Source organism: Streptomyces sp. NPDC092296 (assembly GCF_044755465.1).
Taxonomy (GTDB): Bacteria; Actinomycetota; Actinomycetes; order Streptomycetales; family Streptomycetaceae; genus Peterkaempfera.
This window is the reverse complement of the sequence record NZ_JBIVRB010000019.1, coordinates 63,895-90,148: the sequence shown is the minus strand read 5'-3', so window position 1 is coordinate 90,148 and position 26,254 is coordinate 63,895. Positions and strand designations below refer to the sequence as shown.

The following is a 26,254-nucleotide window of genomic DNA, read 5'->3' as shown; positions in this document are numbered from 1 at the left end:
GGTCGCTGGTATGTCCGGGGATCGATGCTTTCGTCGTTGCACAGGGTGCAATGAAGCTCAGCGATTCGATAACTGGTGTAGACCTCTTGGGTCCGCGCGGGCACGCTGACCGACACACCGGGCCCGACCAGGACAGGGACCCACAGGCGCAAAAGGGCGGTTAGTTGATGAACCGGCGTGTGCTCGGCCTCTCGACGATCCTCGCGGTCGGCGCGCTCGCGCTGACGGCTTGCAGCAGCAGCGGCGGCAGCGGTGGTGACAGCGGCGACAAGGGCGGCGGCAAGGCGGCCGGGGGCGAGGTCACGCTCAAGCTGGTCGCCGCCGACTACGGCAACACGGCGAGCGACTCCTCCAAGATCTACTGGGACGACGTCGCCAAGCGCTTCACCGCGCAGAACCCCACCATCAAGGTCGATGTCCAGGTGATCAACTGGGATGACATCGACAAGCAGGTCAAGACGATGATCCAGAGCGGCAATGTGCCGGACGTCGTCCAGACCGGCGGCTACGCCGACAAGGTCGCGGACGACCTGCTCTACAAGGCGTCCGACGTGCTGTCCTCGGACACCCAGGCCAACCTCATCGAGTCGTTCGCCAAGGCCGGGCAGGTCGACGGCACCCAGTACGGCATCCCGTTCGACTCCTCCACCCGCGTCCTCTTCTACAACAAGAAGATCTTCTCCGAGGCGGGCATCGCCGACCCGCCCAAGACCTGGGACGAGATCAAGGCCGACGCGCAGCTCATCAAGGACAAGAAGCTCGCCCCCGTCCCCTACGCCCTGCCGCTCGGCCCGGAGGAGGCCCAGGGCGAATCCATGATCTGGGAGCTGGGCAACGGCGGCGGCTACACCGACGCGTCCGGCAAGTACACCCTGAACAGCCAGGCCAACATCGACACCTTCACCTGGCTCAAGGCCAACCTGGTGGGCCCCGGCCTCACCTACGCCAACCCCGCCACCACCGACCGCAAGACCGCCTTCGCGGACTTCGCGGCCGGCAAGGCGGCCATGCTCAACGGCCACCCCACCCTGATCGCCGCCGCCACGGCCGGCAAGGTCGACTACGGGGTGGCGCCGATCCCCGGCAGGACCGCTCCGCTCCAGTCCACCCTGGGCGTGGCCGACTGGATGATGGCGTTCAAGAAGAACGGCCACCAGGACGAGATCAAGAAGTTCCTGGACTTCGCGTACACCAAGGAGAACACCCTCAAGTTCGACGAGATGTACAACCTGATGCCGGTCACCAAGGACACCCTCCAGGACATGACCGGCAGCGGCAAGCACAAGGACCTGGAGCAGTTCTTCGCGCTGCTGCCCACCGCGTCCTTCTACCCGCTGGGCGACACCACCTGGGACGCCGTCTCCGCCGAGATCAAGAAGAGCGGTGGCACGGCGGTCAAGGACGACCCGGCGCAGGTGCTCGGTGCGCTCCAGAAGAAGGCCGAGCAGGCGGTCGCCAACCAGTAGCCCCCCGCGAGCCCCGGCGCCGGCCGACCCCACCGGCGCCGGGGCGCCGGGGCGCCCGGCCGTCCCCTGCCCGACACCGCCCGACCCCGACACCGCCCGACCCCGACTTCGGGAGATACCCGTGTCCCTCAAGACCGCCTCGCCGGGCCGGCGCCGTTCCGGCCTCGCCAGGCTCGGCCCGCTGCCGTGGATCGGTCCGGCCGTGCTGCTGATCCTGCTCGTGGTCGTCTGGCCCGTCTACGAGATGGTCCACACCTCGTTCCTCAAGATCAGCACCAGCGGATTCGTCCGCGGCTCGGCCGGCACCGCCAAGTACAAGCAACTCTTCGACGAGACCGACTTCGGCCATGTCATCACCTGGACGGTGATCTGGACCCTGGTCGTGGTCGGCCTGACCATCGTGGTCTCGCTGGCACTGGCCCAGCTGTTCAACCAGAACTTCCCCGGCCGCCGGGTCACCCGCTGGGCGCTGATCGCCCCCTGGGCGGCGTCGGTGCTGATGACCTCCATCGGCTTCAAGTGGATGCTCAATCAGACCGCCGGCGTGCTCAACACGCTGATGACCGACCTCGGCCTGATCGACAAGCCCGAGGACTGGCTCGGCGACCCCGCCACCGCCTGGCCGTGGATGATGTTCGTCGCCGTCTTCGTCTCGCTGCCGTTCACCACCTACACCCTGCTGGCCGGGCTCCAGACCGTACCGGGCGAGGTGTACGAGGCGGCCAAGGTCGACGGCACCTCCACCTGGCAGACCTACCTGCGGATCACCCTGCCACTGCTGCGGCCCGCACTGCTGGTCGGCGTCGTGATCAACCTGATCAACGTCTTCAACTCCTTCCCCGTCATCTGGGGCATGACCCAGGGCGGCCCGTCCAGCGACACCGCCACCACCACCGTCTTCATGTACCAGCTGATGAGCACCGACATCGGTGAGTCCGCCGCGATGTCGGTGGTCAACTTCCTGCTGGTGGTCGTCATGGTGCTGCTCTTCCTCAAGGTCAGCCGCTGGAACGAGAAGGAGGGCCGATGAGCGCCGCCCAGACCGTCGCCGCGCCCGCGACCGGCAGCGCCCCGGCGAAGGCGCCCACCGCCCCCAGGCGGCCGTTCCGCTCCCGTACCGTGATCACCGCCGGGCTCGCCTGGCTGCTGGCGGCGGTCTTCGTACTGCCGTACCTGGAGATGGTGATCACCGCGCTGCGGCCCGCGGACGAGCTGCGCGACGCCACGTACCTGCCCAAGCACTTCGCGTGGTCCAACCTGGTCGACGTCTGGCGGGACTCCAACCTCGGCTCCAACCTGCGGGTCACCCTGCTGGTCGCCGGGGGCTCCACGCTGCTGGTGCTGCTGGTGGCGCTGCCCGCCGCGTACTACACGGCGCGGATGAGGTTCCGCGGCCGGACGGTGTTCCTACTGCTGGTGCTGGTCACCCAGATGTTCCAGCCGACCTCGCTGCTGGTCGGGCTGTACCGCGAGTTCTACACCTTCGGCATGCTGAACTCGGTCTGGACGCTGATCCTCTGCAACGGCGCCTTCAACCTGGCCTTCGCCATCTGGATTCTCACCGCCTACATCGGAGCCATCCCGGTGGAGCTGGAGGAGGCCGCGATGATCGACGGCCTCGGCCGGGTCGGCGCGCTGTTCCGGGTCACCCTGCCGCTGGCCATGCCGGGCGTCGTCACGGCGCTGATCTTCACCTTCATCGCGGCGTGGAACGAGTTCGTGATGGGGCTGACCCTGACCACGGTGCCGGAGAACCAGCCGCTCACCGTCGGCATCAACAGCTTCGTCGGCAACTACACGGTGCAGTGGAACTACCTCTTCGCCGGGTCGGTCGTCGCCATCGTGCCGGTGGTGGTCCTCTTCGCCTTCATCGAGCGGCACGTGGTCTCCGGACTCACGGCGGGCTCCGTGAAGTGAGCCGACCTGCGGTCTGCCGCCCCGGTGCGCCGGGGCGGCAGGCCGTTTCACGGCAGTGAGATCTGGTACACCTTGCGCAGCGTCTCGTGGATCGTCCAGCGGGTACGGTCACCGGCCCGCAGCACCGCCGCGTCGCCCGGCCCCACCTCCAGCACCCCGCCGCCCGCCACCTCGATGGTGGCCCGGCCGCTCAGCACCACGAACAGCTCATCGGCCTCCGTGTCGGTCACCACCCCGGGCGTGATCTGCCAGACCCCCCGCACCTGCCGCCCGTCCGCCGACTCCCACAGCACCCGCCCCGACACCTCGGGACTCCCCGCGACGATCTGCTCCGGGTCCAGCGGATCGGGCTCCAACGGCAGGTCGGGGACGTGGACGGCGAAACTCGGCGGCGGTGCGATGCTCATGCGCGGAGGCTAGCCCGGGGCCGGTGGGCAGCGGCAGTGGCAGAGTGCGTCAGCGGTGCCGGGCAGAATGACAGGTCGTATCGTCGGACCCGTCGGCCCGGGAGGAGGCTACCCATGGACGAGTCGCCGCTCAGCGAGCGCGACCGGGCGGTGCTGGCGCTCGAAGCGCGGTACTGGCGCACCCCCGGCGCCAAGGAGCAGGCCATCCGCGAACAGCTCGGCCTCTCCCCGACCCGCTACTACCAACTCCTCGGCGGCCTCCTCGACCGCCCCGCCGCCCTCGCCCACTCCCCGGTCCTCATCAACCGCCTCCGCCGCCTCCGCGAATCCCGCCGCAACCGCCGCTGAGACCCCGGCTCCGCCGGGGGCGCGAGGAGCCACCCTCTCCGCCCTCCCACAGCAGCCCCGTCAGGGGCGCGGGGAACTGCGCGAGAAACCACCCCCTTCGTATCGAGTCCCTCCCACAGCAGCCCCGTCAGGGGCGCGGGGAACTGCGCGAGAAACCACCCTCTCCGTATCGAGTCCCTCCCACAGCAGCCCCGTCAGGGGCGCGGGGAACTGCGCGAGGAGCCACCCTCTTCGTATCGAGTCCCTCCCACAGCAGCCCCGTCAGGGGCGCGGGGAACTGCGCGAGAAACCACCCCCTTCGTAGTGGACCCTCCCCACAGCAACCCACCCCCCCCGGGTGGTGCCTGGCTGGCCACGTGTACTTTCCGGCCCCCTGGGGGCGGCCGTTCGCGCAGTTCCCCGCGCCCCCGGGGTGGTGCGTGGCTGGGCGAGGGTGTTTTTCGGGCCCCCTGGGGGCGGCCGTTCGCGCAGTTCCCCGCGCCCCCGGGGTGGTGCGTGGCTGGGCACGCTGCTTGGTACCTGCTGTCCGCGAAGCGAAGATCCACCGCCCCCGCAGCACCGGGCTTGGGCCCGGCCCGGCGCGGGTAGGGTCGCCGGCATGGGCATCCCCGAGCCGACCACCGCCGCTGGAGCGAAGGGCCTCGCCGCGCTGACCGCGGACCCGTCGCGAACCGTCATAGCCCTCGACTTCGACGGCACCCTGGCCCCGATCGTCCCCGACCCCGACCAGGCCCGCGCCCACCCCGGCGCCGTCCCGGCCCTGGCCCGGCTCGCCCCCCTGGTGGGCGCGGTGGCCGTGATCACCGGCCGCCCGGCCGGCATCGCCGTGCGGTACGGCGGCTTCGCGGGCGTACCCGGCCTGGAGCACCTGGTCGTTCTCGGCCACTACGGCGCCGAACGCTGGGACGCCCGCACCGGCGAGGTCCGCGCCCCCGGCGTCCACCCCGGCGTGGCAGCCGTCCGCGCCGAACTGCCGGGCTTCCTCGACCGGATCGGCGCCTGGCAGGGCACCTGGGTCGAGGACAAGGGCCGCGCCGTCGCCGTCCACACCCGCCGCACCGAGGACCCCGACACCGCCCTGGACCAGCTCCGCGCGCCCCTCCTCGAACTCGCCACCCGCCACGGCCTGGTCGGCGAACCCGGCCGCATGGTGCTGGAACTGCGCCCGCCGGGCGTCGACAAGGGCGTGGCCCTCAGCGACTTCCTGCGCGAACGGGACGCCCACTCCGTCCTCTACGCCGGCGACGACCTCGGCGACCTGGCCGCGTACGCCGCCGTCGACCGACTCCGCACCGAAGGCGTCCCCGGCCTGCTGGTCTGCAGCGCCACCACCGACGGCGAAGCCCCCGTCCGCCAGCTCACCGACCGCGCCGACCTGGTCGTCGACGGCCCCTCCGGCCTGGTCACCCTCCTCGACGCCCTGGCCGACCAACTGTCCGCATAGCAGCCGTACGGAAGCCCCGCCGGGCCGCGAGCAGCGGCCCGGCGGGGCCCGGAGGCTCCCGGGGGCCGGGTCAGTCCAGGGCGTGGAGCTGGTCGAGGAACCACTGCTGCGGGGGGAGGGCGGTGGCGGCGGCGGCGAGGCGCTTGCAGCGGTCGGTGCGCTCGGCGGTGGGCATGGAGAGGGCCTGGTGCAGGGCCTCGGCGGTGGCGATCACGTCGTACGGGTTGACGGTGATGGAGTCGGCGCCCAGCTCCGCGTAGGCGCCCGCCTCGCGGGAGAGCACCAGGGCGCAGCCCGCGTCGGAGACCACCGGGATCTCCTTGGCGACCAGGTTCATGCCGTCCCGGATCGGGTTGACCAGGGCGACGTCCGCCAGCCGGTAGGCGGCCAGCGAGCGGGGGAAGTCGTCCTGGACGTGCAGGATCAGCGGCTGCCAGCGCTCGGTGCCGAACTCCAGGTTGACCTCCTGGGCGACCCGCTGCACCGCCGCCGTGTACTCCCGGTACTCCGGCAGGTCGTGCCGTGAGGGGTAGGCGAAGGCGACGTGCACCACCCGGTCGTGCCACTCGGGGCGGGTGCGCAGCAGGTGCCGGTAGGCGAGCAGCCCCCGGACGATGTTCTTGCTCAGCTCGGTGCGGTCGACCCGCACCACCACCTTGCGGTCCCCGACGGCCTCCCGCAGCCCGGCCAGCCGGGAGTCCACGTCGGGCCGGTGGGCCCGCTCGCGCAGGAAGTCCGCGTCGGCGCCGAGGCCGTGCACGCCGATCCGGGTGGTCCGGCCCTGGTGCAGCACCGTCAGGTCGCCGTCGGCCGGGCGTGAGGTGGTCGCGCCGAGCACCGCCTCGCAGCAGTCCGCGAACGCCTCCGCCCAGCGCCGGGTCAGGAACGCCGCCCGGTCCGCGCCGAGCACGCCGGTGAGTACGTCGCGCGCCACGTCGTCGGGCAGCATCCGGTAGTACTCCGGCGGCGCCCACGGGGTGTGCGAGAAGTGCCCGATCCGCAGGTCGGGGCGGCGGGCCCGGAGCAGCGCGGGCACCAGCGTCAGGTGGTAGTCCTGCACCAGCACGGTCGCGCCGGGTGCCGCCTCCTCGGCCAGCGCGTCGGCGAAGGCGGTGTTGTACGCCTCGTACGAGGCCCACTCCTTGCGGAACCGGTCGTCGAAGGTGGGCGCGGTCGGGGTGTTGTACAGCAGGTGGTGCACGAACCAGAGGGTGGAGTTGGCGACGCCGTTGTAGGCGCGGGCGAAGGTGCCGGGCTCGATGTCCAGCATCCGGACGGCCTGGCCGCCGGTGTCGTACCCGGCCCGGTCCAGTCGGCCCGACGGGGCCAGTCGGGCCGCCGTACGGTCACCCTCGGTGAGTGCCGCGCAGACCCACACGGCGTCCGCGTCCTCGATCGCGGACAGTCCGGAGACGAGCCCGCCGCCGCCCCGCTTCAGGGAGAGCGACCCGTCGTCCTCGACGGTGAAGGACACCGGCCCTCTGTTGGAGGCGACGAGTATCGGAGCGCTGCCGCCGGCCGGATCGGGATGTGCTTCGGTCTGGACCATGACCCGTACCTTGCCGGGCAGCTCTCCCGGCAAACCAGCCGGCCGGCCCGTCAGCGCCGCCGGCCAGGCGCGCGGCGGGCCCGGTACTCGGGCACGTCGGCCATCGGCGGGCGCTCCAGCATCGGCACCGGATGGCTGTGCGGTACGAACGCGCCAGCCTCCGGGGCCCGGGAGAACTGGGTGAGCAGCGGCCGTACCAATCCGTCCTCGCCCTTCAGCCGGCCGGTGCGGACCAGCCGCTCCAGCGCGGTGCGGTAGATGGTGGCCGCCATCCGGCCGAGCGCCTGCCCGTCCTGATGGCGGTGGTGGCGTACGCCGACGTCCACCTGGGCCAGCGCGTCCAGGCCCGCCTCGTCCAGCGCGTCCACCAGCAGGCCCAGCTCCACGCCGTACCCGGTGGGGAAGTGCAGCCGCTCCAGCAGCGACCGGCGGGCCGCGTACTCGCCGCCCAGCGGCTGCACGAACCCGGCCAGCTGCGGCCAGTGCAGATTGAGCAGCGGCCGGGCGACCAGCTCGGTGACCCGCCCGCCGCCGGCCGGCACCACCGCGCCCTCGGTCTCCAACGGCCGGTCGTACATCGCCTTGACCAGCTGCACGCCCGGGTCGGTGAGCAGCGGGCCGACCGTCCCGGAGACGAAGTCGGCGGAGAACTCCCGCAGGTCGGCGTCGATGAAGCAGACGATCTCGCCGCTGGTCACCATCAGTGACCGCCACAGCACCTCGCCCTTGCCCGGTACGGCCGGCACCCGGGGCAGCACATCGTCGCGGTGCACCACCCGGGCCCCCGCCCGGACCGCGGCGGCGGCGGTGCCGTCGGTGGACCCGGAGTCCAGCACCAGCAGCTCGTCCACCAGCGGCACCCGCTCCATCAGCTCCCGGCGGATCACCGCGACGATGGCGCCGACCGTCGACTCCTCGTCCAGCGCGGGCAGTACCACGCTGACGGTGCCCGCCGCGCCCGCCGCCGACTTGGCCGCCAGCAGGGCGTCCAACGGCCGGTCGGCGGCGGACCAGGACCGGCGGCGCAGCCAGTCCTCCACCTCGTCGAGCACTCGGTCGTCTCCCGTCACGCGTGGCCTGGCGCTGCCGTAGTGATCCATCTCGCACAGCGGACGTCTCCCACCGGGGGTGGGTCCGTCCGTTACAGTCTTGAGGAAGCGGTACGACCATCGCACGTCGGGGTCGATCACGGACAAACGCGCTCGCCACGGGCGCCATAGAGCTCATCCAGAGGGACAGAGGGAACGGCCCGAAGAAGTCCCGGCAACCCTCCCACCGGTCTCGCATCCTTCGCGAGGCCCCGGTGGGCAAGGTGCCAATTCCGTCCTGCGGCGAGACGCGCCGCGGGGAAGATGAGGAGAGAGGGCCTCGCCACATGGCTGTGCAGAGCATCGCACCCGCAGCAGACGCAGATTCCGCCGCTTCGACGGCCGCAACCGTGGACCTCGGCCCCGCCGTCGCGCTCTCCTGCCGCGAATGCGGCGCCCGGAGCCCGCTCGGACCCGACTTCGCCTGCCTGGAGTGTTTCGGGCCGCTGGAGATCGCGTACGAACTCCCGAGCGGCGACCCCGAGGCCCTGCGCCGGCAGATCGAGTCCGGCCCCGCCAACATCTGGCGCTACGCCGCACTGCTGCCCGTCCCCGCCGACGCGGCCGCCCACCCGGGCCTGAATCCGGGCTGGACCAAGCTGGTCAAGGCCGACAATCTGGCGGCCGAGCTGGGCATCACCGGCGGCCTGCACATCAAGGACGACTCCGGCAACCCGACCCACTCCTTCAAGGACCGGGTCGTGGCCATCGCGGTCCAGGCCGCCCGCACCTTCGGCTTCACCACCCTCTCCTGCTCCTCCACCGGCAACCTGGCCGGCGCCGTCGGCGCCGCCGCCGCTCGGGCCGGCTTCCGCTCCTGCGTGTTCATCCCGCATGACCTGGAGGCCGGCAAGGTGGTGATGGCCGGCGTCTATGGCGGCGAGCTGGTCGCCATCGAGGGCGGCTACGACGACGTCAACCGCTTCTGCTCGGAGCTGATCGGTGACCCGGTCGGCGAGGGCTGGGGCTTCGTCAACGTCAATCTGCGGCCGTACTACGCCGAGGGCTCCAAGACTCTGGCGTACGAGATCTGCGAGCAGCTGGGCTGGCGGCTGCCGGACCAGCTGGTCATCCCGGTGGCGTCCGGCTCCCAGCTCACCAAGATCGACAAGGGGCTGAAGGAGCTGATCGCGCTCGGCCTGGTCGAGGACAAGCCGTACAAGATCTTCGCCGCCCAGGCCACCGGCTGCTCGCCCGTCGCCGCCGCCTTCAAGGCCGGCCACGACGTGGTCCGCCCGGTGAAGCCGGACACCATCGCCAAGTCGCTCGCGATCGGCAACCCCGCCGACGGCCCGTACGTCCTGGACATCGCCCGCCGCACCGGCGGCGCCGTCGAGGACGTCTCGGACGCCGAGGTGGTCGACTCGATCAAGCTGCTGGCCCGGACCGAGGGCATCTTCGCGGAGACCGCCGGCGGCGTGACCGTCGGCGTGCTGCGCAAGCTGCTGGACCAGGGCCTCCTGGACCCCGCCGCCGAGACCGTGGTGCTCAACACCGGCGACGGCCTGAAGACCCTGGAAGCGGTCTCCGGCACCGGCCCGACCGCGACCATCCGCCCCACCCTTGCTTCGTTCCGAGAGGCTGGCCTCGCATGAGCGTCAACGTCCGCATCCCCACCATCCTGCGTACCTACACCGGCGGCGCGGCCGAGGTGACCGCCGAGGGCAAGACCCTCGCTGACGTCATCGACGACCTGGAGGCCAACCACGCCGGCATCCGCGCCCGGCTGCTGGACGACGCGGGCAAGCTGCGCCGCTTCGTGAACGTCTACGTCAACGACGACGACGTGCGCTTCGCCGAGGGCCTGGGCACCGCCACCCCGGACGGCATCGGGATCTCCATCATCCCGGCCGTGGCGGGCGGCTGCTGAACACCGCTGTGCGGCACGGCCGCCGGGCCCCCCCCCCGGGGGCGGGGCGGGGGCCGGGGGGGCCGCCCGGCCCGGCGGGGGCCCCCCCCCGGGTGGTTTGCCGCCCGCCCGGGGGCGGGCGGGCGGGAATGGGGGGCGGGGCCCCCCCCCCCCGGCCCGGCTGGGGTCCCCCACCCCCCCGGGGGGGGGGGGGGGGGGGGCCCCCCCGGGGGGGGCCCCCGCCCCCCGGCCCGCCCCCCGGGGGGGGGCCCCGCGGCCGTGCTTCCGGCCTTCCCGGTCGGGTCCCCGCCCGCTGTTCGTTTCCGGCCCGCCGGGTTCCGGACGTGCGGAAAGGGCGTTCGGCGCGGTAATGCGGTGACCGCGACCGGACGGGCCTGGGGTAGATCGTGGCCCCATGCATGTTTGAACTCCGGAAGCGCGATACAGTGGCTCCGGTCGTCAGTGCACCGTTCGATCAACGCACGAACGGCCCTCCCTCTTTCTGTACCGGCGCTTCGCGTTCCAAACCTTCGGCCGCACCCCTGTCGTGCCCCGGAGGCCGATCCGCCCCCCGTACCAACGCACAGCACGGCACCTCCGCACCGGCACGGAATCTCCGGCTCGGTCGGACCGGGCGCGGCCTTTCGGGTCGCGTACGGACAGTGCGTCCGCCTTGTGAGACGGCCGCACGCTGCCGCCTGCCCCGCTGCGGCGGACGGCACAGAATTCTGAGCGCGAATTGTCGCGCAGGTCCGCTATGTCCGGACCGTATTGCCTGGCGCTGCGGTATTTGCCCAGGGATATCCGATAAGACGCTTTCCGAATTTTCGGCTATTTGACCTGTTGCACAGGGCATCGATGCGGATACATTCAGCCGCGGTCGACACGTTCACTGTCCAGGCTCTGCACAGGGGGACCGCAGTGATCGGATTCGTCCCGGGTCCGCGGAGTGCGGGTCCGTGAAAGGGCCCAGTACTAGGGGAGTTTGGAATGGCTCAGGGCACCGTCAAGTGGTTCAACGCGGAGAAGGGGTACGGCTTCATCGCGGTCGACGGTGGTGCGGACGTGTTCGTCCACTACAGCGCGATCCAGATGGACGGCTACCGCACCCTCGAGGAGGGCCAGCGGGTCGAGTTCGAGATCTCGCAGGGCCAGAAGGGCCCGCAGGCGGACATGGTCCGCCTCGCCGCCGGCTGACCGGTCGGCTGTCTCGACACTCTGCCTCATCGGCCACCGACCGAAGAAGCGCCCGGACCGACACACCCGGCGACTGCTGTCAGCACCACTGCCGAGGCGGACCCCGGCCAGTGCTCCACACGGTCTTCTGCGGGCCCGCACCCGAACACCTCGGGTGCGGGCCCGCCGCCATGTCCGGCTCCGGGTCCGGCTCCGCCCGCCCGCCCGGCTCCCCGGTGGTCCGCCGCCCGCCCCGGCCGTGATCTGCAACCACCCCAAAACATCAGCGACTGAGGTTGCACTCGGAGGGGGAGAGTGCTAAATCTTGCGTTAGCACTCTCCGGTTGAGAGTGACAGCGGACCGGGTCGGTGAGGCTTCCGGGGCGGTGGGGAAAGGACCCACGCGGCCAGGAGGTCGTCCGTCGCGGGCACCCTCGCGGTCCGAGCATGCCAACCCTCCCCCAGCCTCCGGCCGGGGGGACCCCCATGGAGGACCTTCCCACATGGCCAAGATCATCGCGTTTGACGAGGAAGCGCGCCGCGGCCTCGAACGCGGGATGAACCAGCTCGCCGACGCCGTCAAGGTCACGCTGGGCCCCAAGGGTCGCAACGTCGTCCTTGAGAAGAAGTGGGGCGCCCCCACGATCACCAACGATGGTGTTTCCATCGCCAAGGAGATCGAGCTGGAGGACCCGTACGAGAAGATCGGCGCCGAGCTCGTCAAGGAGGTCGCCAAGAAGACCGACGACGTCGCGGGTGACGGCACCACCACCGCCACCGTGCTCGCCCAGGCTCTCGTCCGCGAGGGTCTGCGCAACGTCGCCGCCGGCGCCAACCCGATGGCCCTGAAGCGCGGCATCGAGAAGGCCGTCGAGGCCGTCTCCGCCCAGCTCCTCGAGCAGGCCAAGGACGTGGAGACCAAGGAGCAGATCGCCTCCACCGCCTCCATCTCCGCCGCTGACCCGCAGATCGGCGCGCTCATCGCCGAGGCGATGGACAAGGTCGGCAAGGAAGGTGTCATCACCGTCGAGGAGAGCAACACCTTCGGCCTGGAGCTTGAGCTCACCGAGGGCATGCGCTTCGACAAGGGCTACATCTCCGCCTACTTCGCGACCGACCTGGAGCGGATGGAGGCGTCGTTCGACGACCCGTACATCCTGATCGTCAACTCCAAGGTCGGCGGCGTGAAGGACCTGCTGCCGATCCTCGAGAAGGTCATGCAGAGCGGCAAGCCGCTGCTGATCATCGCTGAGGACGTCGAGGGCGAGGCCCTGTCGACCCTGGTGGTCAACAAGATCCGTGGCACCTTCAAGTCCGTCGCCGTCAAGGCCCCGGGCTTCGGTGACCGCCGCAAGGCCATGCTCGGTGACATCGCCATCCTCACCGGTGGCACGGTCATCTCCGAGGAGGTCGGCCTCAAGCTGGAGAACGCCGGTCTCGACCTGCTGGGCCGCGCCCGCAAGGTCATCATCACCAAGGACGAGACGACCATCGTCGACGGTGCCGGTGACAGCGACCAGGTCCAGGGCCGCGTGAACCAGATCCGCGCCGAGATCGAGAACTCGGACTCGGACTACGACCGCGAGAAGCTCCAGGAGCGCCTCGCCAAGCTGGCCGGCGGCGTCGCCGTCATCAAGGCCGGCGCGGCCACCGAGGTGGAGCTCAAGGAGCGCAAGCACCGCATCGAGGACGCGGTGCGCAACGCCAAGGCCGCCGTCGAGGAGGGCATCGTCGCCGGTGGTGGCGTGGCCCTGCTCCAGGCCGGCGTGGCGTTCGAGAAGCTCGAGCTCGAGGGCGACGAGGCCACCGGTGCCAACATCGTCAAGGTGGCGCTCGAGGCCCCGATCAAGCAGATCTCCGTCAACGCCGGCCTTGAGGGCGGCGTCGTGGTGGAGAAGGTGCGCAACCTTCCGGCCGGCCACGGCCTGAACGCTGCCACCGGCGAGTACGTCGACCTGGTCGCCGCCGGCATCATCGACCCGGCCAAGGTCACCCGCTCCGCCCTGCAGAACGCGGCCTCCATCGCCGCTCTCTTCCTCACCACCGAGGCCGTCATCGCTGACAAGCCGGAGAAGAACGCCGCTCCGGCCGGCGGCGGCATGCCGGGCGGTGACATGGACTTCTGATCCTTCCGGATCAGCCCGTCCAGAGCCCGACCGAAGGGCGGCTCCCCGACACCGGGGAGCCGCCCTGCGGCATTGCCCGGCACCGGTCACTCGTTCGTGGGACTCTGAGGAACGACTCTGAGGAACATGGAACGTTTCGGCACCTCGGGTCCCTCCTACCGTGATGAGGAGAAGGACCGTGCGGGAGAGGGGGAGCAGGGGATGACCGCTGCACTGGCCGAGCGCTGCGCGGTGGACGAGCAGCCGCCGTCATGGGAGTACCTGCTGGAGGTCTGGCAGCAGTTGGACGTTCCCGAGGGTTGGCGCGCCGAGATCGACGAGGGGCAGATCACCTTGGTGCCGCTGCCGGACACCGGACACAACTACATCGCAGGTCGGGTCCACCGGGCGCTGAGCCGCGCCCTGCCCGACACCTGGGACGTCTACCAGACGCTGGGTGTGCACATCGTGCGCCAGGACCGGCTCTACATCCCCGACCTGGTGGTGATGCCGGTCGAGCTGCTCGCCAAGCGGATCAGGAAGCGCGACAAGGGACCGCTGGACGCGGCCGAGGCCGAGGCCGCGATGGTCGTGGAGATCACCTCCAGCGGCAACGCCGGGCACGACCGCGCGACCAAGCTGCATGCGTACGCCCATGCGCAGGTGCCCCATTACCTGCTGATCGACCGCTACGCGGAGAGCGGCCCGGAGACGACGCTGTACTCGCGGCCGGAGGACGGCAGTTACCGGTTGGGGGTGCGGCGGCCGTTCGGGGAGCTGGTGGAGCTGCCGGAGCCGTTCTCGGCGGGGCTGGACACCTCGGGGTTCCTGGTCTGAGCCCGGTTCCCGCTCTGCGCCAGCGCCTCGCGCAGCCGGCCGCCGGCGGCGGCGAGCAGGGCGGCGGCGGTGGCCGGGTCGAGGTCGGCCAGCAGGCAGAGCACGGCGGGCTTCACCTCGCCGCCGGTGGCGGCCAGCGCGGCCGTGACCTCGGCGTCGGCGGCGCCGGTTGCGGCGGCGACCAGGCGGTGGGCGCGGGCCCGCAGCTTGTCGTTGACCGGACGGACGTCGACCATCAGATTGCCGTACGTCTTGCCCAGCCTGACCATGGCCAGCGTCGAGACCATGTTGAGCACCAGCTTCTGCGCGGTGCCCGCCTTGAGCCGGGTGGACCCGGCGATCAGCTCCGGGCCGGTCAGCACCTCGATGCCGTACTCAGCGGCGGCCGCCAGCTCCGAGTCCGGGTTGCAGGCCAGGCCGACCGTGAGCGCCCCCAGTGCGCGGGCGTGCCGTACGGCGGCGACCGCGTACGGGGTGCGGCCGGACGCGGAGACGCCCACCAGGGCGTCGGCCGGGCCGAGCGAGAGAGCCATCAGGTCCGCCACCGCCGCCGCGCGGTCGTCCTCCGCCCCCTCCACCGACGCCACCAGGGCCGCCGGACCCCCGGCCAGCAGGCCCACGACCTGCCCCGGCGCCGTGCCGAACGTCGGTGGGCACTCCCCGGCGTCCAGCACGCCGAGCCGTCCGGCGGTGCCCGCGCCCGCGTAGACCAGCCGCCCGCCGCCCGCCAGCCGCGCGGCCACGGCGTCCACCACGGCGGCGATCCGGGGGAGGACGGCGGCCACGGCGGCCGGTACGGAGGCGTCCTCCGCGTTCATCAGCCGGGCGAGTTCGGCGGTGGGCAGCAGGTCCAGGTCGGCCAGGTCCGGGCGGGCCGCCTCGGTGGGCAGGGCCGCCAACCGGTCACGCAGCTCGCCGGGGCGGTCGCCGGCGCGGGGCTGGTGGGTGTCGCGGGGCTGGTAGGGATCAAGGGGCTGGTGGGGATCAAGGGGCTGGTCGGGATCAAGGGGCTGGTGGGTGTCAACGGGCCGACCCGGGACGCCGGGGCGGTCGGGGGCAGCGGGCTCGGCGGGCCGGTCAGGGTCAGCGGGCTCGGCGGGCTCGCCGGGCTCGCCGGGCCGGTCGGGCTCGCCGGGGGAGGGGGACACGCCGTGACCGTACAACGGGACGCTTCGCCGCGCACGTACCGGGAAGGAGGCGTGCGACGGCGACCGCACGCCGTTGCCGAGGAGGGCAGTCCGCCATGGCCATCGCATCGGTGAACCCCGCGACCGGGGAGACGCTGAAGACCTTCGAGCCGCTGGGCCGCGAGGAGGTCGAGGCCCGGATCGGCCGGGCGCATGACGCCTTCCTCGCCCACCGGCGCACCCCGTTCGCCGACCGGGCGGCCCGGATGCGCAGGGCCGCCGACCTGCTGGACGCCGACCGGGACGACATCGCCCGCACCATGACCGCCGAGATGGGCAAGCCGCTGGCCCAGGCCCGCGCGGAGGCCGCCAAGTGCGCCGCCGCCATGCGCTTCTACGCCGAGCACGCGGAGGCGTTCCTGGCGCCCGAGCCGCTGCCGGACCCCGCCGCCGTCAAGGCGTCCCGGGCGGTGACCCGCTGGCAGCCGCTGGGTGTGGTGCTGGCCGTGATGCCGTGGAACTTCCCGCTCTGGCAGGTGGTCCGGTTCGCCGCGCCCGCGCTGATGGCGGGCAACACCGGTCTGCTCAAGCACGCCTCCAACGTGCCGCAGACCGCCCTCTACCTGGAAGAACTCTTCAGCCGGGCCGGCTTCCCCGACGGCTGCTTCCAAGCCCTGCTGATCGGTTCGGCCGAGGTGGAGGCGGTGCTGCGCGACCCCCGGGTGGCGGCGGCGACCCTCACCGGCAGCGAGCCGGCCGGCCGCTCGGTGGCGGCGATCGCGGGTGACGAGATCAAGAAGACGGTGCTGGAGCTGGGCGGCAGCGACCCGTACGTGGTGATGCCCTCCGCCGACCTGGACGCCGCCGTCGCCACCGCCGTCACCGGCCGCACCCAGAACAACGGCCAGTCCTGCATCGCGGCCAAGCGGTTCATCGTGCACGCGGAGGTGTACGACGCCTTCGCGGAGCGCTTCACCGAGCGGATGCGGGCGCTGCGGGTGGGCGACCCGATGGACGAGGAGACCGACATCGGGCCGCTGGCCAGCGAGCAGGGCCGCACCGACGTGGAGGAGCTGGTCGCGGACGCGGTGGGGCGCGGCGCGCTGCTGCTCTGCGGCGGCGAGCGCCCGGCGCGGCCCGGGTGGTTCTACCCGCCGACGGTCGTCGCCGGGATCACCCCGGAGATGCGGATCGCCCGGGAGGAGACGTTCGGCCCGGTCGCCTCGCTGTACCGGGTGGACTCCGCCGAGCAGGCGGTGCGGGTCGCCAACGCCACCTCCTTCGGCCTGGGCGCCGCCGCATGGACCCGCGACCCGGCCGAGCAGGAGCTGTTCACCGCGGAGCTGGAGGCCGGGGCGGTCTTCGTCAACGGCATGGTCGCCTCCTATCCGCAGCTGCCGTTCGGCGGCGTCAAGCGGTCCGGCTACGGGCGGGAGCTGGCGGCGCTGGGCATCCGGGAGTTCTGCAACGCCAAGACGGTCTGGATCGGCTGACCGGCTGCCGACCCGCCCGGCCCTGGCCGCACCCCCGGGCCGGCCGGACGGGGGACAATGGACACCATGTCCAGCGAATCCGCCCAGCCCCGCGAACCCGAGCCCGAATCCGCCCTGGAGACGGCCCTGCACACCGCGCGGGCCCGCATCCTCGCCGACCTCACCGCCCGTGACGTCTGCGACGCCGCCGTGGTGTCCCTGGTGGAGGACGCGGTGGCGCACCGCCGCTGGTGGGTGGAGCAGTGGCCGGCGGGCGTGGACTACCTGCTGGGCCTGGTCGCGCAGGACGTCCAGGACGCGCTGCTGGAGGCGTACGGCCGCTGGCCGCTCTGCCCGGTGCACGCCGCCGAGGGCGACCCGCACGCGCTGGCCGTCGAACCCGAGCTGGGTCCCGACCCGCACTGGGTCTGCGGTGAGGCGGGCGTCGCGGTGGCCCCGGTCGGCGGGCTGGGCGCCGCGTAGCGCGACGTCAGCCGCCGAGCAGTTCCAGTTCGGTGGCGAGGTTGCGGCGCGCCCGCTCCTCGTACCGCCGGTGCGCGGTCGCCGTACGGTAGAGCGCGGGCCGTGCGAGCAGCTGCCGGAGCACCGCCGCCCGGCCCGCCCGGAACGCCTCCTCCGGTACGAAGCCGTACTCCTCCCGGACGGCGGCGGCATAGGCCGCGTACGCCTCCGGTGGGCCGGCCAGCACCGCGAGGTCGGCGTCGCACAGCACCTCGCCGTCGCGGTCGCCCGCCGCCGGGTCGTGGCCGACCGTCAGCCGCACCAGCCGGGCCACCTCGGTGACCCGGCGCGGCGGCAGCCCGGCCTCGGTCAGTGCCCGCTCGGCCAGGGCGGCGCTGCGCTCCTCGTTCTCCGACCGGTCCGGGCGGTAGACGGCGTCGTGGAACCAGGCGGCCAGCCGCACGGTGTCCGGGTCGGCCGCATGCTCGGCCAGCGCGTCGACCTCCGCCAGCACCGCGGCCAGGTGCGCGGGGGTGTGGTAGCGGCGCTGCGGCTCGGCCCAGCGGCGCAGCAGCTCCGCGCCGTACGGGGCGGGGTCGGCGGGGGAGCCGCAGCGGGTCAGCAGGGCATGCCAGCGCTCCAGCAGGTCGGGGCGCGGGTCGGTGGTGGCCATGCCCCATTGTGGCCGACCGCGCCGGGGGGTGGGGCGGGGGCGGGGCGCGGTCGGGGCGGGCTCGCGGTGGAGGGTGTGCGTATGGCAGGCTGTGCCACATGTCTAGACCAATCTTCGAGGTGATCGCCACATCAGCCCAGGACGCCGTGGCTGCGGTGGCCGGAGGCGCTGACCGCCTCGAACTGGTCACCGACATGCACGCCGACGGGCTCACCGTGCCGGTGGAGACCTTCGCCCGGATCAGGGCGGCGGTCGAGGTGCCGCTGCGGGTGATGCTGCGCATCCAGGACGGCTTCGCGCCGGGCGACCTGGACGAGCTGCGGACCCGGGCCGAGCGGTTGCGGGCCGAGGGCGCCGAGGAGTTCGTGCTGGGCTTCCTCACCGCCGCCGGTGCGGTGGACCTCCCGGCGATCCGGGCGGTGCTCGCCGCCGTACCCGGCTGCCGCTGGACCTTCCACCGCGCGCTGGACCACGCCGCCGACCGGGCCGCCGCCCGCGCCGCCGTGAGCGGCCTGCCGGGCCTGGACACCTTCCTCACCGCCGGTTCCGCCGCCGGGGTCTCCGCCGGCCTGGACGTCCTGGCGGCCGAGGCCGGCACCGCCTCGGACCAGCAGCTGCTGGTCGGCGGCGGCCTGCGGGCCGACCACATCCGCGACCTGCGCGCGGCCGGCCTCGCCGCCTTCCACGTCGGCGGCGCGGTCCGGACCGCCGGCTGGGAATCCCCGGTCGACGCCGACCGGGTCCGCGTCTGGCGCGACCTCATCGACACCCAGATCGCCGTCTCCGTCTGACCCCGCACGGGAGCGCTCCCGCCCGGCCGTCCCCACGCCGCGCGGGGGCGTGCCCCTGAGCGCGGCGGTGCGGGCGCTACGCGTCGCGCCGGGGGCGGTTGCGCAGCAGGGTGTCCACGCGGCTCCGCGCCCGGAGGTAGTCGGCCAGTTCGGGGACGAGCATCCCGCACAGCGTGCCGAGGTCGGCCATGCGCAGGGCTACGGGCTCGGCCAGTACCGGCTCCCAGTGCGCGGCCCGGTTGCGCAGTTGGTGCAGGTCGCCGATCTTCCGGTCGACCTCGGTGCGGTTCGTCCCCGGGGGGAAGGCGCGGTGCAGGAAGGGGACCCAGAGCGTCTTCTCGTGGGCGCTGGAGGAGAGGTAGCGCCAGACGCCCAGCGAGAGGTCGGCCATGATCTTCCCCGGTGGCGCCTGTCTGCCGTAGCGGGCCCGTGCGGCGTCGATGGACCGGCGCAGCTTCTCGTTGACATCGACCTGCCGGGTGCCGCGCGGGCCGCCGCGTTTGGTGCGCGGCAGCGGGGCCCTCAGCGGGCTGCCCGGGTCGTCCAGCCAGTGTTCGGCGCCCTGCCACCCGGCATCGAGCGCTGCGGCGTAGGCGTTGCGGAGCGCGATCTCGAAGTGGCCCAGGTCGTGCAGGAGCGCGGCCGACAGTTCGCTGTTCCACTCGTACAGGGCCAGTGCCCGGTCCCGGTCTCCTCCGGCGGCCGTGAGGTAGGACCGGAAGCGCGGTGCGCTCAGCCAGCTCTCGACCCAGGGGCCGGCGGAGGAAGGCTGAAAAGGCTGCTGCGGCACAGCGGTGCTCCTGGCGGACCGGGTACGATGGTCGGGACAAGCCCCGGTGGACCGCTGATCTTCGGATCAAGTCGCCGGGGCTAAGACTTTTCCGGGCTGCGGCTTTTTGGGGCCGCCGCCCGTTACCGGATGCTCTGGAGCAGGGCGCCGGTCTCGCTGATCACCCAGAAGGACCAGCCGTTGCGGTTCGGGTTCACCGTGGGATTGGCCGCCTGGAGCACCGCGACCGCCGCGCCGCTCGGGGACCTGTACTTTCCCTGCGCGGGTCCGGCGGCGATGGAGACGCTCTTCGTCGCCGGGTCGTACAGCGCGTCCGTCCGCTCGCCCTCGTACACGGCGTGGACGGCCACCACGCCTTCGCGCCGTTCGGCGTTGCCGTGGCCCGAGGAGCGCTGGAAGTGCTCCAGCAGTCTGCGCACCGCTTCGGCGTCGGAGACGCCCCAGGCGAGGGCCAGCAGGTTCACCTGGAGGTAGGTCGACTCGGGCAGGTCTACGGTTTTGCTGCTCCCGGTACTCACAAGAAGAAATAGTAGCACGGTGGGCGCCGTCGATCGCGACGGCGGCCCACCGTGCGGCAGCGGGATGCGGGCGGCCACCCACCTCTGACGTGGCGTCAGGCCAGCTGTTCCGGGAGGGGTTGGGAGTGGACGATGGTGAGGCCGGAGACGGCGCGGGTGAGCAGGACGTAGAGGCGGCGGAGGCCGGTGCGGTGGTCGGGTTCGCCGGTGACGACGGCGGCGGGTTCGTCGAGGACGACGTAGTCGTACTCCAGGCCCTTGGCCAGTGAGGCGGGCACCAGGGTCAGCCGGGCCTCGGTGCTGGTCTCCTGGCCCGGGTCGAGGTGGGGCAGGCCGGCGGCGCGCAGGGCGGCGGCGAGGGCCGGGATGCGGGCGTCGGCCGCGATCAGGCCGGTCGAACCCTCCTGGGCCAGCGCGTCCCGGCAGGCGGCGACCACGGCCTCGTCCAGCGCCGGGTGGTCCACCGGGTCGGGCAGCCCGGCGGCCCGGTCCAGCGCCGCCAGGTCGGCCAGCTCGGCCAGCTCGGCCAGCTCCGCCTGGTCCGCCTGGTCGTCCGAGGCCCGCTGCGGCGGCGGCACCCGCCGTACCGACAGCGCCCCCGCCGCCTCGCGCACCGAGGTCGCCGGGGCCAGCCCCGGGGCGATCGACGGCAGCAGCCGGGACGCGTACGCGATCACCTCATGCGGCACCCGGAAGCCCCGGGTCAGCTCCTCCACCCTGGTCTCCGGCTTGCCCAGGTGGTGCAGCGCCTCCGCCCAGGAGGAGGTGGCCCACGGCGTGGTGCCCTGCGCGATGTCGCCCAGCACCGTGGCCGAACCGGTGGCGCAGCGCCGCCCCACCGCCCGGTACTGCATGGGGGAGAGGTCCTGCGCCTCGTCCAGCACCACATGGCCGAGCGAGGGCGTCCGCTGCACCAGGTCGGCGGTCTCGTCCACCAGTACGGCGTCGGCCAGTGTCCATGGCGCGGTCCGCACCGACCGGCCGGGCCGCGCCCACAGCACCGCCCGCTGCTCCTCGGCGCTGAGCAGCCCGTCCGCGCACTCGGCCAGGAAGTCGGCGTCGCTGAGCAGCCGGTGCACCAGCTTCACCGGGTCCACCGGCGGCCAGAGGGCCTTCACGGTGGCCTTGACCGCCTGTGAGCGGGCGACGGCGTCCTGCACCCGGTCGTCGGGCGCCTCGCCGCCGTTCTCCATCTTGACCAGCACCGCGTGCGCGATCCGCTGCGGCAGCGCCTCCCGCGCCGCGCCGTAGCGGATGTCGCGGGAGAGCAGTTCCGTGACGATCTCCTCCAGCTCGTACGCCGGGACCCGCCAGCGGCGCGAGCCCCGCACCACCACGCACGGCTCGGTCGGCATCCGTACGCCGTGCCGCACCGCGCGCCGCAGCACCTCGGCCAGCCGGGCGTCGCCCTTGACCCGGGCCGACTCCGCCGGGTCGACGGCCCGCACCGGGACGTGCGAGATCAGCTCCTCCACCGTGGCCTGGGCGACGTCCAGCTCACCGAGGGCCGGCAGCACCTGCTCGATGTAGTGCAGGAAGGACCGGTTGGGTCCGATGACCAGGGTGCCGGTGCGGGCCAGCCGGTCGCGGTGCGCGTACAGCAGGTACGCCACCCGGTGCAGGCCCACCGCGGTCTTCCCGGTGCCGGGGGCGCCCTGCACGCAGACGCTGCCGGTGATCCCGGCGCGGACGATCTCGTCCTGCTCGGGCTGGATGGTGGCGACGATGTCCCGCATCGGGCCGACGCGGGGCTTCTCGATCTCGGCCGCCAGCAGCGCGCTGGAGGTCTCGGCCTCCGCCGGGTCGCTGAGGTGCTCGTCCTCGTACGCGGTCAGCTCGCCGCCGGTGTAGCCGAAGCGGCGGCGGCGCTCGACGTCCATCGGCTCGGTGCGGCTGGCCCGGTAGAACGCCTGGGAGACCGGGGCGCGCCAGTCGATCACCATCGGGTCACCGTCGGCGTCGTGGACATGGCGGCGGCCGATGTAGAACCGGTCGCCGTCGGCGCCCTCGGCCTGCTCGCCGCCGATGGCGTACCGGTAGTCGAGGCGGCCGAAGAACAGCGGGGTGTGCGCCAGGTCCGCGAGGGCGGCGATCCGGTGCTGGATCTGGCCGCGCAGCACTTCGGCGGAGACCCAGGTGCCGGCGACATCGCTGAGGTCGAGCGACTCGACGTCCTGGCGCATGGCGCGCAGCGCGGCGCGGGCGGCGCGCAGATGGGCGCGCTCGCGCTCCAGCGGATCGGCGGCGTCGGGGGCACCCTCAGGGGTGCCGACCGGGGTGCCAGTAGGGGTGCCAGTAGGGGTGCCAGTAGGAGTGATCGGGGCGTGCGAGGGCACGGCGAAGCCTTCCCGGCTGCGGCGGACCAGGGGGTCCGGGAAGGGAGCGGCCAGGCGCCGCAGCGGACTCGAAACGGAACTCGGTGAAGGATGCCGACCGGTTTCCGACCGGACGGCTTCCTCCCACGGCTGCCCGGCGAGCGGGCACCACGGTTCGGGAGGCGGCAGGCGGGACATGTTAGACGCTCGCCGGCCGATCCGCGAACTGTTTTCCGGGCCCGTCTCGGGGTCGGTACCGGCTTGCCGGAGGAGGCGGCGTACTCCTCCGGGACGACCTCCGGCCGGCCGGCAAGTGGCCGTTCGGCTGATGACCGGGGCGGCGGCGCGACCTACCGTGGACGCCATGAGCACTGCACACAGCACCCCGCACCGCCGGGCCGCCCGCGCCGGGCGGGCCCCGGCGCAGCAGCCGGCCGCAGAGCAGCATCCGCACGGCGGCGGTCCGGTACGGTCCGCGCTGCGCAAGGCCGGGATCGTGGTCGGCACCGTCGCCCGGGTGACCCTGCTCGGCCGGGACGGCGTCGACCTCTGACCCGCCGTCCGGTGTGGCGTGCCCGGCAGGGCGCGGGGTAGGCGCGCCGGGACGGGGCGTGGGGCGCCGGTGAGGGAGGGGCCGTGCAGATCATCCAGCGCGGTGGGTCACGGGCCTGGCGGCGGTCACGCCCGGTCGGGACGGCACTGCCGACCGGGCCGCCGACCAAGCCGCCTCCCGAGCGGATCTCGCAGCGGTCCTTCGAGCGGCACCCCGAGCGCGGGCCGGAGCGGCCCCGGCCCTGGCGGTTGTCGCTGGCCGGGCTGGTGCGGGCCCTGGTGATGCTGGTGGCGTTCACGGCCATGGTGGCGTTCGCCGCCGTGCTGGCCCGGCTGACGCTGACTCCGTCGCCCGCCTCGGTGCCGCTGTCGCACAGCAATCTGCACCCGGGCGAGTCGCTGCGGCTCTATCTGCACCAGCCGTCGGTGCGGGACGCGGTCAAGCAGATCGGCGGCAATCTGCTGCTGGGCCTGCCGTTCGGGGTGCTGCTGCCGGTCCTGTTCCCGAGGGTGCGCGGGCCGCTGCGGGTGCTGCTGGTGACCGCCGCCGTGATGCTGCTGGTCGAGCTGGTGCAGGGCGCGGTGATCGTGGGGCGGTCGTTCGACGTGGACGACGTCATCCTGAACACCACCGGCGCCGTCCTGGGCTATCTGCTGCTGGGCCGGTGGATCTCGCGGGCCGTGCACCCGCCGCGCCGGAGCCGGTGGCGGCGCGGGAGAGCTGAGTCAGACGGCAGCTGAGCTGCTGCTGGTTGCGGATCGCAGCGGTGAGATGGCTCACGTGAAGCCTGCTGACCGGAACTGCAACCGGTCTCCGAGCCTCTGGCGTGTTGTGGTGACGTCGGACACATCATCAAATCCCAGGGGGGAATCCCGATGCGACTCACCAGGATCACCGTAGCCACCGCGGCCGTGCTCATCGCCGGTCTCGGCCTCACCGCGTGCAACTCGGACGGCGACAGCAGTCCCCGGGCCGGCGGCAGCGGCAGCAGCCAGTCCGCCACCACCGGTAGCGCCGACAGCAGTAGCCCCGACACCGGTAGCCCCGACACCGGCAGCCCCGACAGCGGAGGCGCCGACCAGGGCGGCGGCACCGGGGACACCTCCGGCGGGTCCAGCACCTCCGGCGGCTCCGGCACCACCAGCCCCGGCAAGGCCGCCACCCCTGACCAGGCCCCCGGCACCAGCGCCCCGGCCGCCGCCCCCGCCGGCAGCAGCCGCTGCCGCACCGAAGACCTCACCGTCACCGTGCAGGGCCCCGGCAACGACGCCAGCGAGCAGCAGGCCGCCGTCGCCGACATCCAGGTCGTCAACTCCTCCGGCCGCACCTGCACCCTCAAGGGCTTCCCCGGCGTGGAGCTCACGGACGACCAGGGCAAGAGCGACCCGCTCACCGCCCGCCGCCAGGACATGACCGCCGACACCGTCCGGCTGGCCCCCGGCGCCAAGGCGGTCGCCGACCTCGCGTTCAGCAACATCAACCGCGAGGGCACCGCCAGCGCCCGCAAGGTGTGCGGCGTCCAGGCCAGCTACGCCTCGGTCATCCTGCCGGACGAGCGGACCACCGTGAAGGTCAAGGTGCAGGGCGGCGTCGACCACGGCGTCCTCAACGTCTGCGGCCGCGAACTGGCGCTCCGCCCCTTCGAGACCCGCTAGCAGCGGCCGTGCGTGACCGGCCGCGAACGGGGCGGCCGGTCAGCGGACCGGGTCGTCCCCCGCCTCGTGCAGCACGTCGTCCGCGTCGATGATCCGGTAGGCGTAGCCCTGCTCGGCCAGGAACCGCTGCCGGTGCGCCGCGAAGTCCTGGTCCACGGTGTCCCGGGCGACCACCGAGTAGAAGCGCGCCTCCCGGCCGTCCGCCTTGGGCCGCAGCACCCGGCCGAGCCGCTGCGCCTCCTCCTGCCGGGAGCCGAAGGTGCCCGACACCTGGATGGCCACCGCCGCCTCCGGCAGGTCGATGGAGAAGTTGGCGACCTTGCTCACCACCAGCACCGAGATCTCCCCGGTGCGGAACGCCTCGAACAGCTTCTCCCGCTGCGGGTTGGTGGTGTCGCCCTTGATCACCGGGGCGTCGAGCGCCTCGCCCAGCTCGTCCAGCTGGTCGATGTACTGGCCGATGATCAGGGTCTGGTCGCCGCGGTGCCGCTCCACCAGCGACTCCACCACCCGGCGCTTGGTGGCGGTGGTGGCGCAGAACCGGTACCGCTCGTCGGGTTCGGCGGTCGCGTACGCCAGCCGCTCGGAGTCGGTGAGGGTGACCCGTACCTCGCAGCAGTCGGCGGGCGCGATGTAGCCCTGCGCCTCGATCTCCTTCCACGGCGCGTCGAACCGCTTGGGGCCGATCAGCGAGAAGACGTCGCCCTCGCGGCCGTCCTCCCGGACCAGGGTCGCGGTCAGCCCGAGCCGGCGGCGGGCCTGGAGGTCGGCGGTGAAGCGGAAGATCGGCGCGGGCAGCAGGTGCACCTCGTCGTAGACGATCAGGCCCCAGTCGCGGGAGTCGAACAGCTCCAGGTGCGGGTAGACGCCCTTCCGCCTGGTCGTCATCACCTGGTACGTGGCGATGGTGACCGGGCGGATCTCCTTGCGGGTGCCGCTGTACTCCCCGATCTCCTCCTCGGTGAGCGTGGTCCGCTTCACCAGCTCGTGCTTCCACTGCCGGGCGGAGACGGTGTTGGTCACCAGGATCAGCGTGGTGGCCTGTGCCTCGGCCATCGCCGCCGCGCCGACCAGCGTCTTGCCGGCGCCGCAGGGCAGGACGACGACCCCCGAGCCGCCGTGCCAGAAGCCCTCGACCGCCTGCCGCTGGTACGGGCGCAGGTGCCAGCCGTCCTGGTCCAGCGCGATGGCGTGCGCCTCGCCGTCCACGTACCCGGCCAGGTCCTCGGCGGGCCAGCCCAGCTTGAGCAGCACCTGCTTGATCTGGCCGCGCTCGGAGGGGTGCACCAGCACGGTGTCCGGGTCGACCCGGGCGCCGACCAGCGGTGCGATCTTCTTGGAGCGCAGCACCTCCTCCAGCACCGGCCGGTCGGTGGTGACCAGCACCAGCCCGTGCACCGGGTGCTTCTGGAGCCGCAGCCGCCCGTAGCGGGCCATGGTCTCCGCGACGTCCACCAGCAGGGCGTGCGGCACCGGGTAGCGCGAGTAGCTGACCAGCGCGTCCACTACCTGCTCGGCGTCGTGCCCGGCGGCGCGGGCGTTCCACAGCCCCAGCGGCGTCACCCGGTAGGTGTGCACATGCTCCGGCGCCCGCTCCAGCTCCGCGAACGGCGCGATGGCCCGCCGGCAGTCACCGGAGCGGGGGTGCTCGACCTCCAACAGCAGCGTCTTGTCGCTCTGGACGATGAGGGGACCGTCGTTCACGTACATCC

The 26,254-nt window shown here is 72.7% G+C and carries 24 protein-coding genes, 1 pseudogene and 1 riboswitch; of the genes and pseudogenes, 16 read left to right on the top strand and 9 right to left on the bottom strand.

Annotated elements, in window-relative coordinates:
* Positions 1 to 167 precede the first annotated feature (167 nt).
* The 3 genes from ACIQGZ_RS27435 (at position 168) to ACIQGZ_RS27425 (ending at position 3,383) form a co-directional block, all read left to right on the top strand.
* Entirely contained in the window at positions 168 to 1,466 is a 1,299-nt protein-coding gene (locus ACIQGZ_RS27435; RefSeq protein WP_402606807.1) for an extracellular solute-binding protein, read from the top strand.
* Positions 1,467 to 1,587: 121 nt separating this feature from the next.
* Positions 1,588 to 2,496, top strand: coding sequence for a carbohydrate ABC transporter permease (locus ACIQGZ_RS27430; protein WP_402606805.1), 909 nt, complete (start codon positions 1,588 to 1,590; stop codon positions 2,494 to 2,496).
* Entirely contained in the window at positions 2,493 to 3,383 is an 891-nt protein-coding gene (locus ACIQGZ_RS27425; RefSeq protein ID WP_402606802.1) for a carbohydrate ABC transporter permease, read from the top strand. Before ACIQGZ_RS27430 ends, ACIQGZ_RS27425 begins: the two co-directional genes overlap by 4 nt.
* A 47-nt stretch (positions 3,384 to 3,430) precedes the next feature.
* Here the strand turns inward: ACIQGZ_RS27425 and ACIQGZ_RS27420 are convergent, their stop codons facing one another.
* Positions 3,431 to 3,790: a cupin domain-containing protein gene (locus ACIQGZ_RS27420; protein ID WP_402606800.1), complete on the bottom strand. Its 360-nt coding sequence runs from the start codon at positions 3,788 to 3,790 to the stop codon at positions 3,431 to 3,433.
* Positions 3,791 to 3,904: 114 nt separating this feature from the next.
* Here ACIQGZ_RS27420 and ACIQGZ_RS27415 point away from each other — a divergent pair, with 114 nt between their 5' ends.
* Positions 3,905 to 4,138: a DUF3263 domain-containing protein gene (locus tag ACIQGZ_RS27415; RefSeq protein WP_402606797.1), complete on the top strand. Its 234-nt coding sequence runs from the start codon at positions 3,905 to 3,907 to the stop codon at positions 4,136 to 4,138.
* 598 nt (positions 4,139 to 4,736) lie between these two features.
* The gene (gene otsB, locus ACIQGZ_RS27410; protein ID WP_402606795.1) at positions 4,737 to 5,582 is read left to right on the top strand and encodes a trehalose-phosphatase; all 846 of its coding nucleotides are present in this window, start codon (positions 4,737 to 4,739) and stop codon (positions 5,580 to 5,582) included.
* 70 nt (positions 5,583 to 5,652) lie between these two features.
* On the opposite strand, the gene ACIQGZ_RS27405 is transcribed toward otsB, so the two are convergent.
* Together ACIQGZ_RS27405 and ACIQGZ_RS27400 are read right to left on the bottom strand one after the other, a co-directional pair.
* A complete protein-coding gene (locus ACIQGZ_RS27405; protein ID WP_402606793.1) occupies positions 5,653 to 7,131 on the bottom strand; it encodes a trehalose-6-phosphate synthase in 1,479 nt (492 codons plus the stop codon).
* Positions 7,132 to 7,181: 50 nt separating this feature from the next.
* Positions 7,182 to 8,183 (bottom strand): glucosyl-3-phosphoglycerate synthase, encoded by a 1,002-nt coding sequence (locus ACIQGZ_RS27400; RefSeq protein WP_402606790.1) that lies wholly within the window; start codon positions 8,181 to 8,183, stop codon positions 7,182 to 7,184.
* Positions 8,184 to 8,351: 168 nt separating this feature from the next.
* Positions 8,352 to 8,490, top strand: a riboswitch (SAM riboswitch).
* A gap of 16 nt (positions 8,491 to 8,506) precedes the next feature.
* On the opposite strand from ACIQGZ_RS27400, the gene thrC reads away from it, so the two are divergent.
* From thrC to ACIQGZ_RS27375, 5 genes are all read left to right on the top strand, one after another.
* Positions 8,507 to 9,814: a threonine synthase gene (thrC, locus tag ACIQGZ_RS27395; RefSeq protein ID WP_402606787.1), complete on the top strand. Its 1,308-nt coding sequence runs from the start codon at positions 8,507 to 8,509 to the stop codon at positions 9,812 to 9,814.
* The gene (locus ACIQGZ_RS27390; protein ID WP_402606784.1) at positions 9,811 to 10,089 is read left to right on the top strand and encodes a MoaD/ThiS family protein; all 279 of its coding nucleotides are present in this window, start codon (positions 9,811 to 9,813) and stop codon (positions 10,087 to 10,089) included. The genes thrC and ACIQGZ_RS27390 overlap by 4 nt, the downstream gene beginning before the upstream one ends.
* A gap of 969 nt (positions 10,090 to 11,058) precedes the next feature.
* Positions 11,059 to 11,265: a cold-shock protein gene (locus ACIQGZ_RS27385; protein ID WP_005486335.1), complete on the top strand. Its 207-nt coding sequence runs from the start codon at positions 11,059 to 11,061 to the stop codon at positions 11,263 to 11,265.
* A gap of 482 nt (positions 11,266 to 11,747) precedes the next feature.
* Positions 11,748 to 13,370 (top strand): chaperonin GroEL, encoded by a 1,623-nt coding sequence (groL, locus tag ACIQGZ_RS27380; protein WP_402606781.1) that lies wholly within the window; start codon positions 11,748 to 11,750, stop codon positions 13,368 to 13,370.
* 201 nt (positions 13,371 to 13,571) lie between these two features.
* Positions 13,572 to 14,186, top strand: coding sequence for a Uma2 family endonuclease (locus ACIQGZ_RS27375; protein WP_402606779.1), 615 nt, complete (start codon positions 13,572 to 13,574; stop codon positions 14,184 to 14,186).
* A gap of 5 nt (positions 14,187 to 14,191) precedes the next feature.
* Here ACIQGZ_RS27375 and murQ read toward each other — a convergent pair.
* A pseudogene (gene murQ / locus ACIQGZ_RS27370) lies at positions 14,192 to 15,097 on the bottom strand (N-acetylmuramic acid 6-phosphate etherase); the annotation flags it as partial.
* Positions 15,098 to 15,429: 332 nt separating this feature from the next.
* On the opposite strand from murQ, the gene ACIQGZ_RS27365 reads away from it, so the two are divergent.
* Both ACIQGZ_RS27365 and ACIQGZ_RS27360 read left to right on the top strand, forming a co-directional pair.
* Positions 15,430 to 16,806 (top strand): NADP-dependent succinic semialdehyde dehydrogenase, encoded by a 1,377-nt coding sequence (locus ACIQGZ_RS27365; protein ID WP_402606776.1) that lies wholly within the window; start codon positions 15,430 to 15,432, stop codon positions 16,804 to 16,806.
* Between the two features lie 66 nt (positions 16,807 to 16,872).
* The gene (locus ACIQGZ_RS27360; RefSeq protein ID WP_402606774.1) at positions 16,873 to 17,268 is read left to right on the top strand and encodes a hypothetical protein; all 396 of its coding nucleotides are present in this window, start codon (positions 16,873 to 16,875) and stop codon (positions 17,266 to 17,268) included.
* 7 nt (positions 17,269 to 17,275) lie between these two features.
* Here ACIQGZ_RS27360 and ACIQGZ_RS27355 read toward each other — a convergent pair whose 3' ends face one another.
* Entirely contained in the window at positions 17,276 to 17,920 is a 645-nt protein-coding gene (locus ACIQGZ_RS27355) for a hypothetical protein (RefSeq protein WP_402606771.1), read from the bottom strand.
* 98 nt (positions 17,921 to 18,018) lie between these two features.
* Between ACIQGZ_RS27355 and ACIQGZ_RS27350 the strand changes: the two genes are divergently transcribed.
* A complete protein-coding gene (locus ACIQGZ_RS27350) occupies positions 18,019 to 18,711 on the top strand; it encodes a copper homeostasis protein CutC (protein WP_402606769.1) in 693 nt (230 codons plus the stop codon).
* Positions 18,712 to 18,787: 76 nt separating this feature from the next.
* Here the strand turns inward: ACIQGZ_RS27350 and ACIQGZ_RS27345 are convergent, their stop codons facing one another.
* The 3 genes from ACIQGZ_RS27345 to ACIQGZ_RS27335 form a co-directional block, all read right to left on the bottom strand.
* A complete protein-coding gene (locus ACIQGZ_RS27345; protein WP_402606766.1) occupies positions 18,788 to 19,501 on the bottom strand; it encodes a hypothetical protein in 714 nt (237 codons plus the stop codon).
* A 122-nt stretch (positions 19,502 to 19,623) separates the two neighbouring features.
* A complete protein-coding gene (locus tag ACIQGZ_RS27340; RefSeq protein WP_402606764.1) occupies positions 19,624 to 20,019 on the bottom strand; it encodes a hypothetical protein in 396 nt (131 codons plus the stop codon).
* Between the two features lie 95 nt (positions 20,020 to 20,114).
* On the bottom strand, positions 20,115 to 22,355 hold the full coding sequence (locus ACIQGZ_RS27335) for a HelD family protein (protein WP_402606761.1): 2,241 nt from the start codon (positions 22,353 to 22,355) through the stop codon (positions 20,115 to 20,117).
* Positions 22,356 to 22,698: 343 nt separating this feature from the next.
* Between ACIQGZ_RS27335 and ACIQGZ_RS27330 the strand changes: the two genes are divergently transcribed.
* The 3 genes from ACIQGZ_RS27330 to ACIQGZ_RS27320 all read left to right on the top strand — a co-directional run bounded on the left by ACIQGZ_RS27330 (position 22,699) and on the right by ACIQGZ_RS27320 (position 24,542).
* Positions 22,699 to 22,887, top strand: coding sequence for a hypothetical protein (locus ACIQGZ_RS27330; RefSeq protein WP_402606758.1), 189 nt, complete (start codon positions 22,699 to 22,701; stop codon positions 22,885 to 22,887).
* A 92-nt stretch (positions 22,888 to 22,979) separates the two neighbouring features.
* The gene (locus tag ACIQGZ_RS27325; RefSeq protein ID WP_402606846.1) at positions 22,980 to 23,627 is read left to right on the top strand and encodes a VanZ family protein; all 648 of its coding nucleotides are present in this window, start codon (positions 22,980 to 22,982) and stop codon (positions 23,625 to 23,627) included.
* Between the two features lie 135 nt (positions 23,628 to 23,762).
* Complete coding sequence (locus ACIQGZ_RS27320; protein ID WP_402606756.1) at positions 23,763 to 24,542, top strand: DUF4232 domain-containing protein; 780 nt, start codon at positions 23,763 to 23,765, stop codon at positions 24,540 to 24,542.
* Between the two features lie 39 nt (positions 24,543 to 24,581).
* Here the strand turns inward: ACIQGZ_RS27320 and ACIQGZ_RS27315 are convergent, their stop codons facing one another.
* Positions 24,582 to 26,246: a DNA repair helicase XPB gene (locus ACIQGZ_RS27315; protein ID WP_402606754.1), complete on the bottom strand. Its 1,665-nt coding sequence runs from the start codon at positions 26,244 to 26,246 to the stop codon at positions 24,582 to 24,584.
* Positions 26,247 to 26,254 lie beyond the last annotated feature (8 nt).

Coding starts and splice junctions, on each gene's coding strand:
- ACIQGZ_RS27435 (WP_402606807.1), top strand. CDS start 168: ATGAACCGGCGTGTGCTCGGCCTCTCGACGATCCTCGCGGTCGGCGCG.
- ACIQGZ_RS27425 (WP_402606802.1), top strand. CDS start 2,493: ATGAGCGCCGCCCAGACCGTCGCCGCGCCCGCGACCGGCAGCGCCCCG.
- ACIQGZ_RS27420 (WP_402606800.1), bottom strand. CDS start 3,790: ATGAGCATCGCACCGCCGCCGAGTTTCGCCGTCCACGTCCCCGACCTG.
- ACIQGZ_RS27415 (WP_402606797.1), top strand. CDS start 3,905: ATGGACGAGTCGCCGCTCAGCGAGCGCGACCGGGCGGTGCTGGCGCTC.
- otsB (WP_402606795.1), top strand. CDS start 4,737: ATGGGCATCCCCGAGCCGACCACCGCCGCTGGAGCGAAGGGCCTCGCC.
- ACIQGZ_RS27405 (WP_402606793.1), bottom strand. CDS start 7,131: ATGGTCCAGACCGAAGCACATCCCGATCCGGCCGGCGGCAGCGCTCCG.
- thrC (WP_402606787.1), top strand. CDS start 8,507: ATGGCTGTGCAGAGCATCGCACCCGCAGCAGACGCAGATTCCGCCGCT.
- ACIQGZ_RS27390 (WP_402606784.1), top strand. CDS start 9,811: ATGAGCGTCAACGTCCGCATCCCCACCATCCTGCGTACCTACACCGGC.
- ACIQGZ_RS27385 (WP_005486335.1), top strand. CDS start 11,059: ATGGCTCAGGGCACCGTCAAGTGGTTCAACGCGGAGAAGGGGTACGGC.
- groL (WP_402606781.1), top strand. CDS start 11,748: ATGGCCAAGATCATCGCGTTTGACGAGGAAGCGCGCCGCGGCCTCGAA.
- ACIQGZ_RS27375 (WP_402606779.1), top strand. CDS start 13,572: ATGACCGCTGCACTGGCCGAGCGCTGCGCGGTGGACGAGCAGCCGCCG.
- ACIQGZ_RS27365 (WP_402606776.1), top strand. CDS start 15,430: ATGGCCATCGCATCGGTGAACCCCGCGACCGGGGAGACGCTGAAGACC.
- ACIQGZ_RS27360 (WP_402606774.1), top strand. CDS start 16,873: ATGTCCAGCGAATCCGCCCAGCCCCGCGAACCCGAGCCCGAATCCGCC.
- ACIQGZ_RS27355 (WP_402606771.1), bottom strand. CDS start 17,920: ATGGCCACCACCGACCCGCGCCCCGACCTGCTGGAGCGCTGGCATGCC.
- ACIQGZ_RS27350 (WP_402606769.1), top strand. CDS start 18,019: ATGTCTAGACCAATCTTCGAGGTGATCGCCACATCAGCCCAGGACGCC.
- ACIQGZ_RS27330 (WP_402606758.1), top strand. CDS start 22,699: ATGAGCACTGCACACAGCACCCCGCACCGCCGGGCCGCCCGCGCCGGG.
- ACIQGZ_RS27320 (WP_402606756.1), top strand. CDS start 23,763: ATGCGACTCACCAGGATCACCGTAGCCACCGCGGCCGTGCTCATCGCC.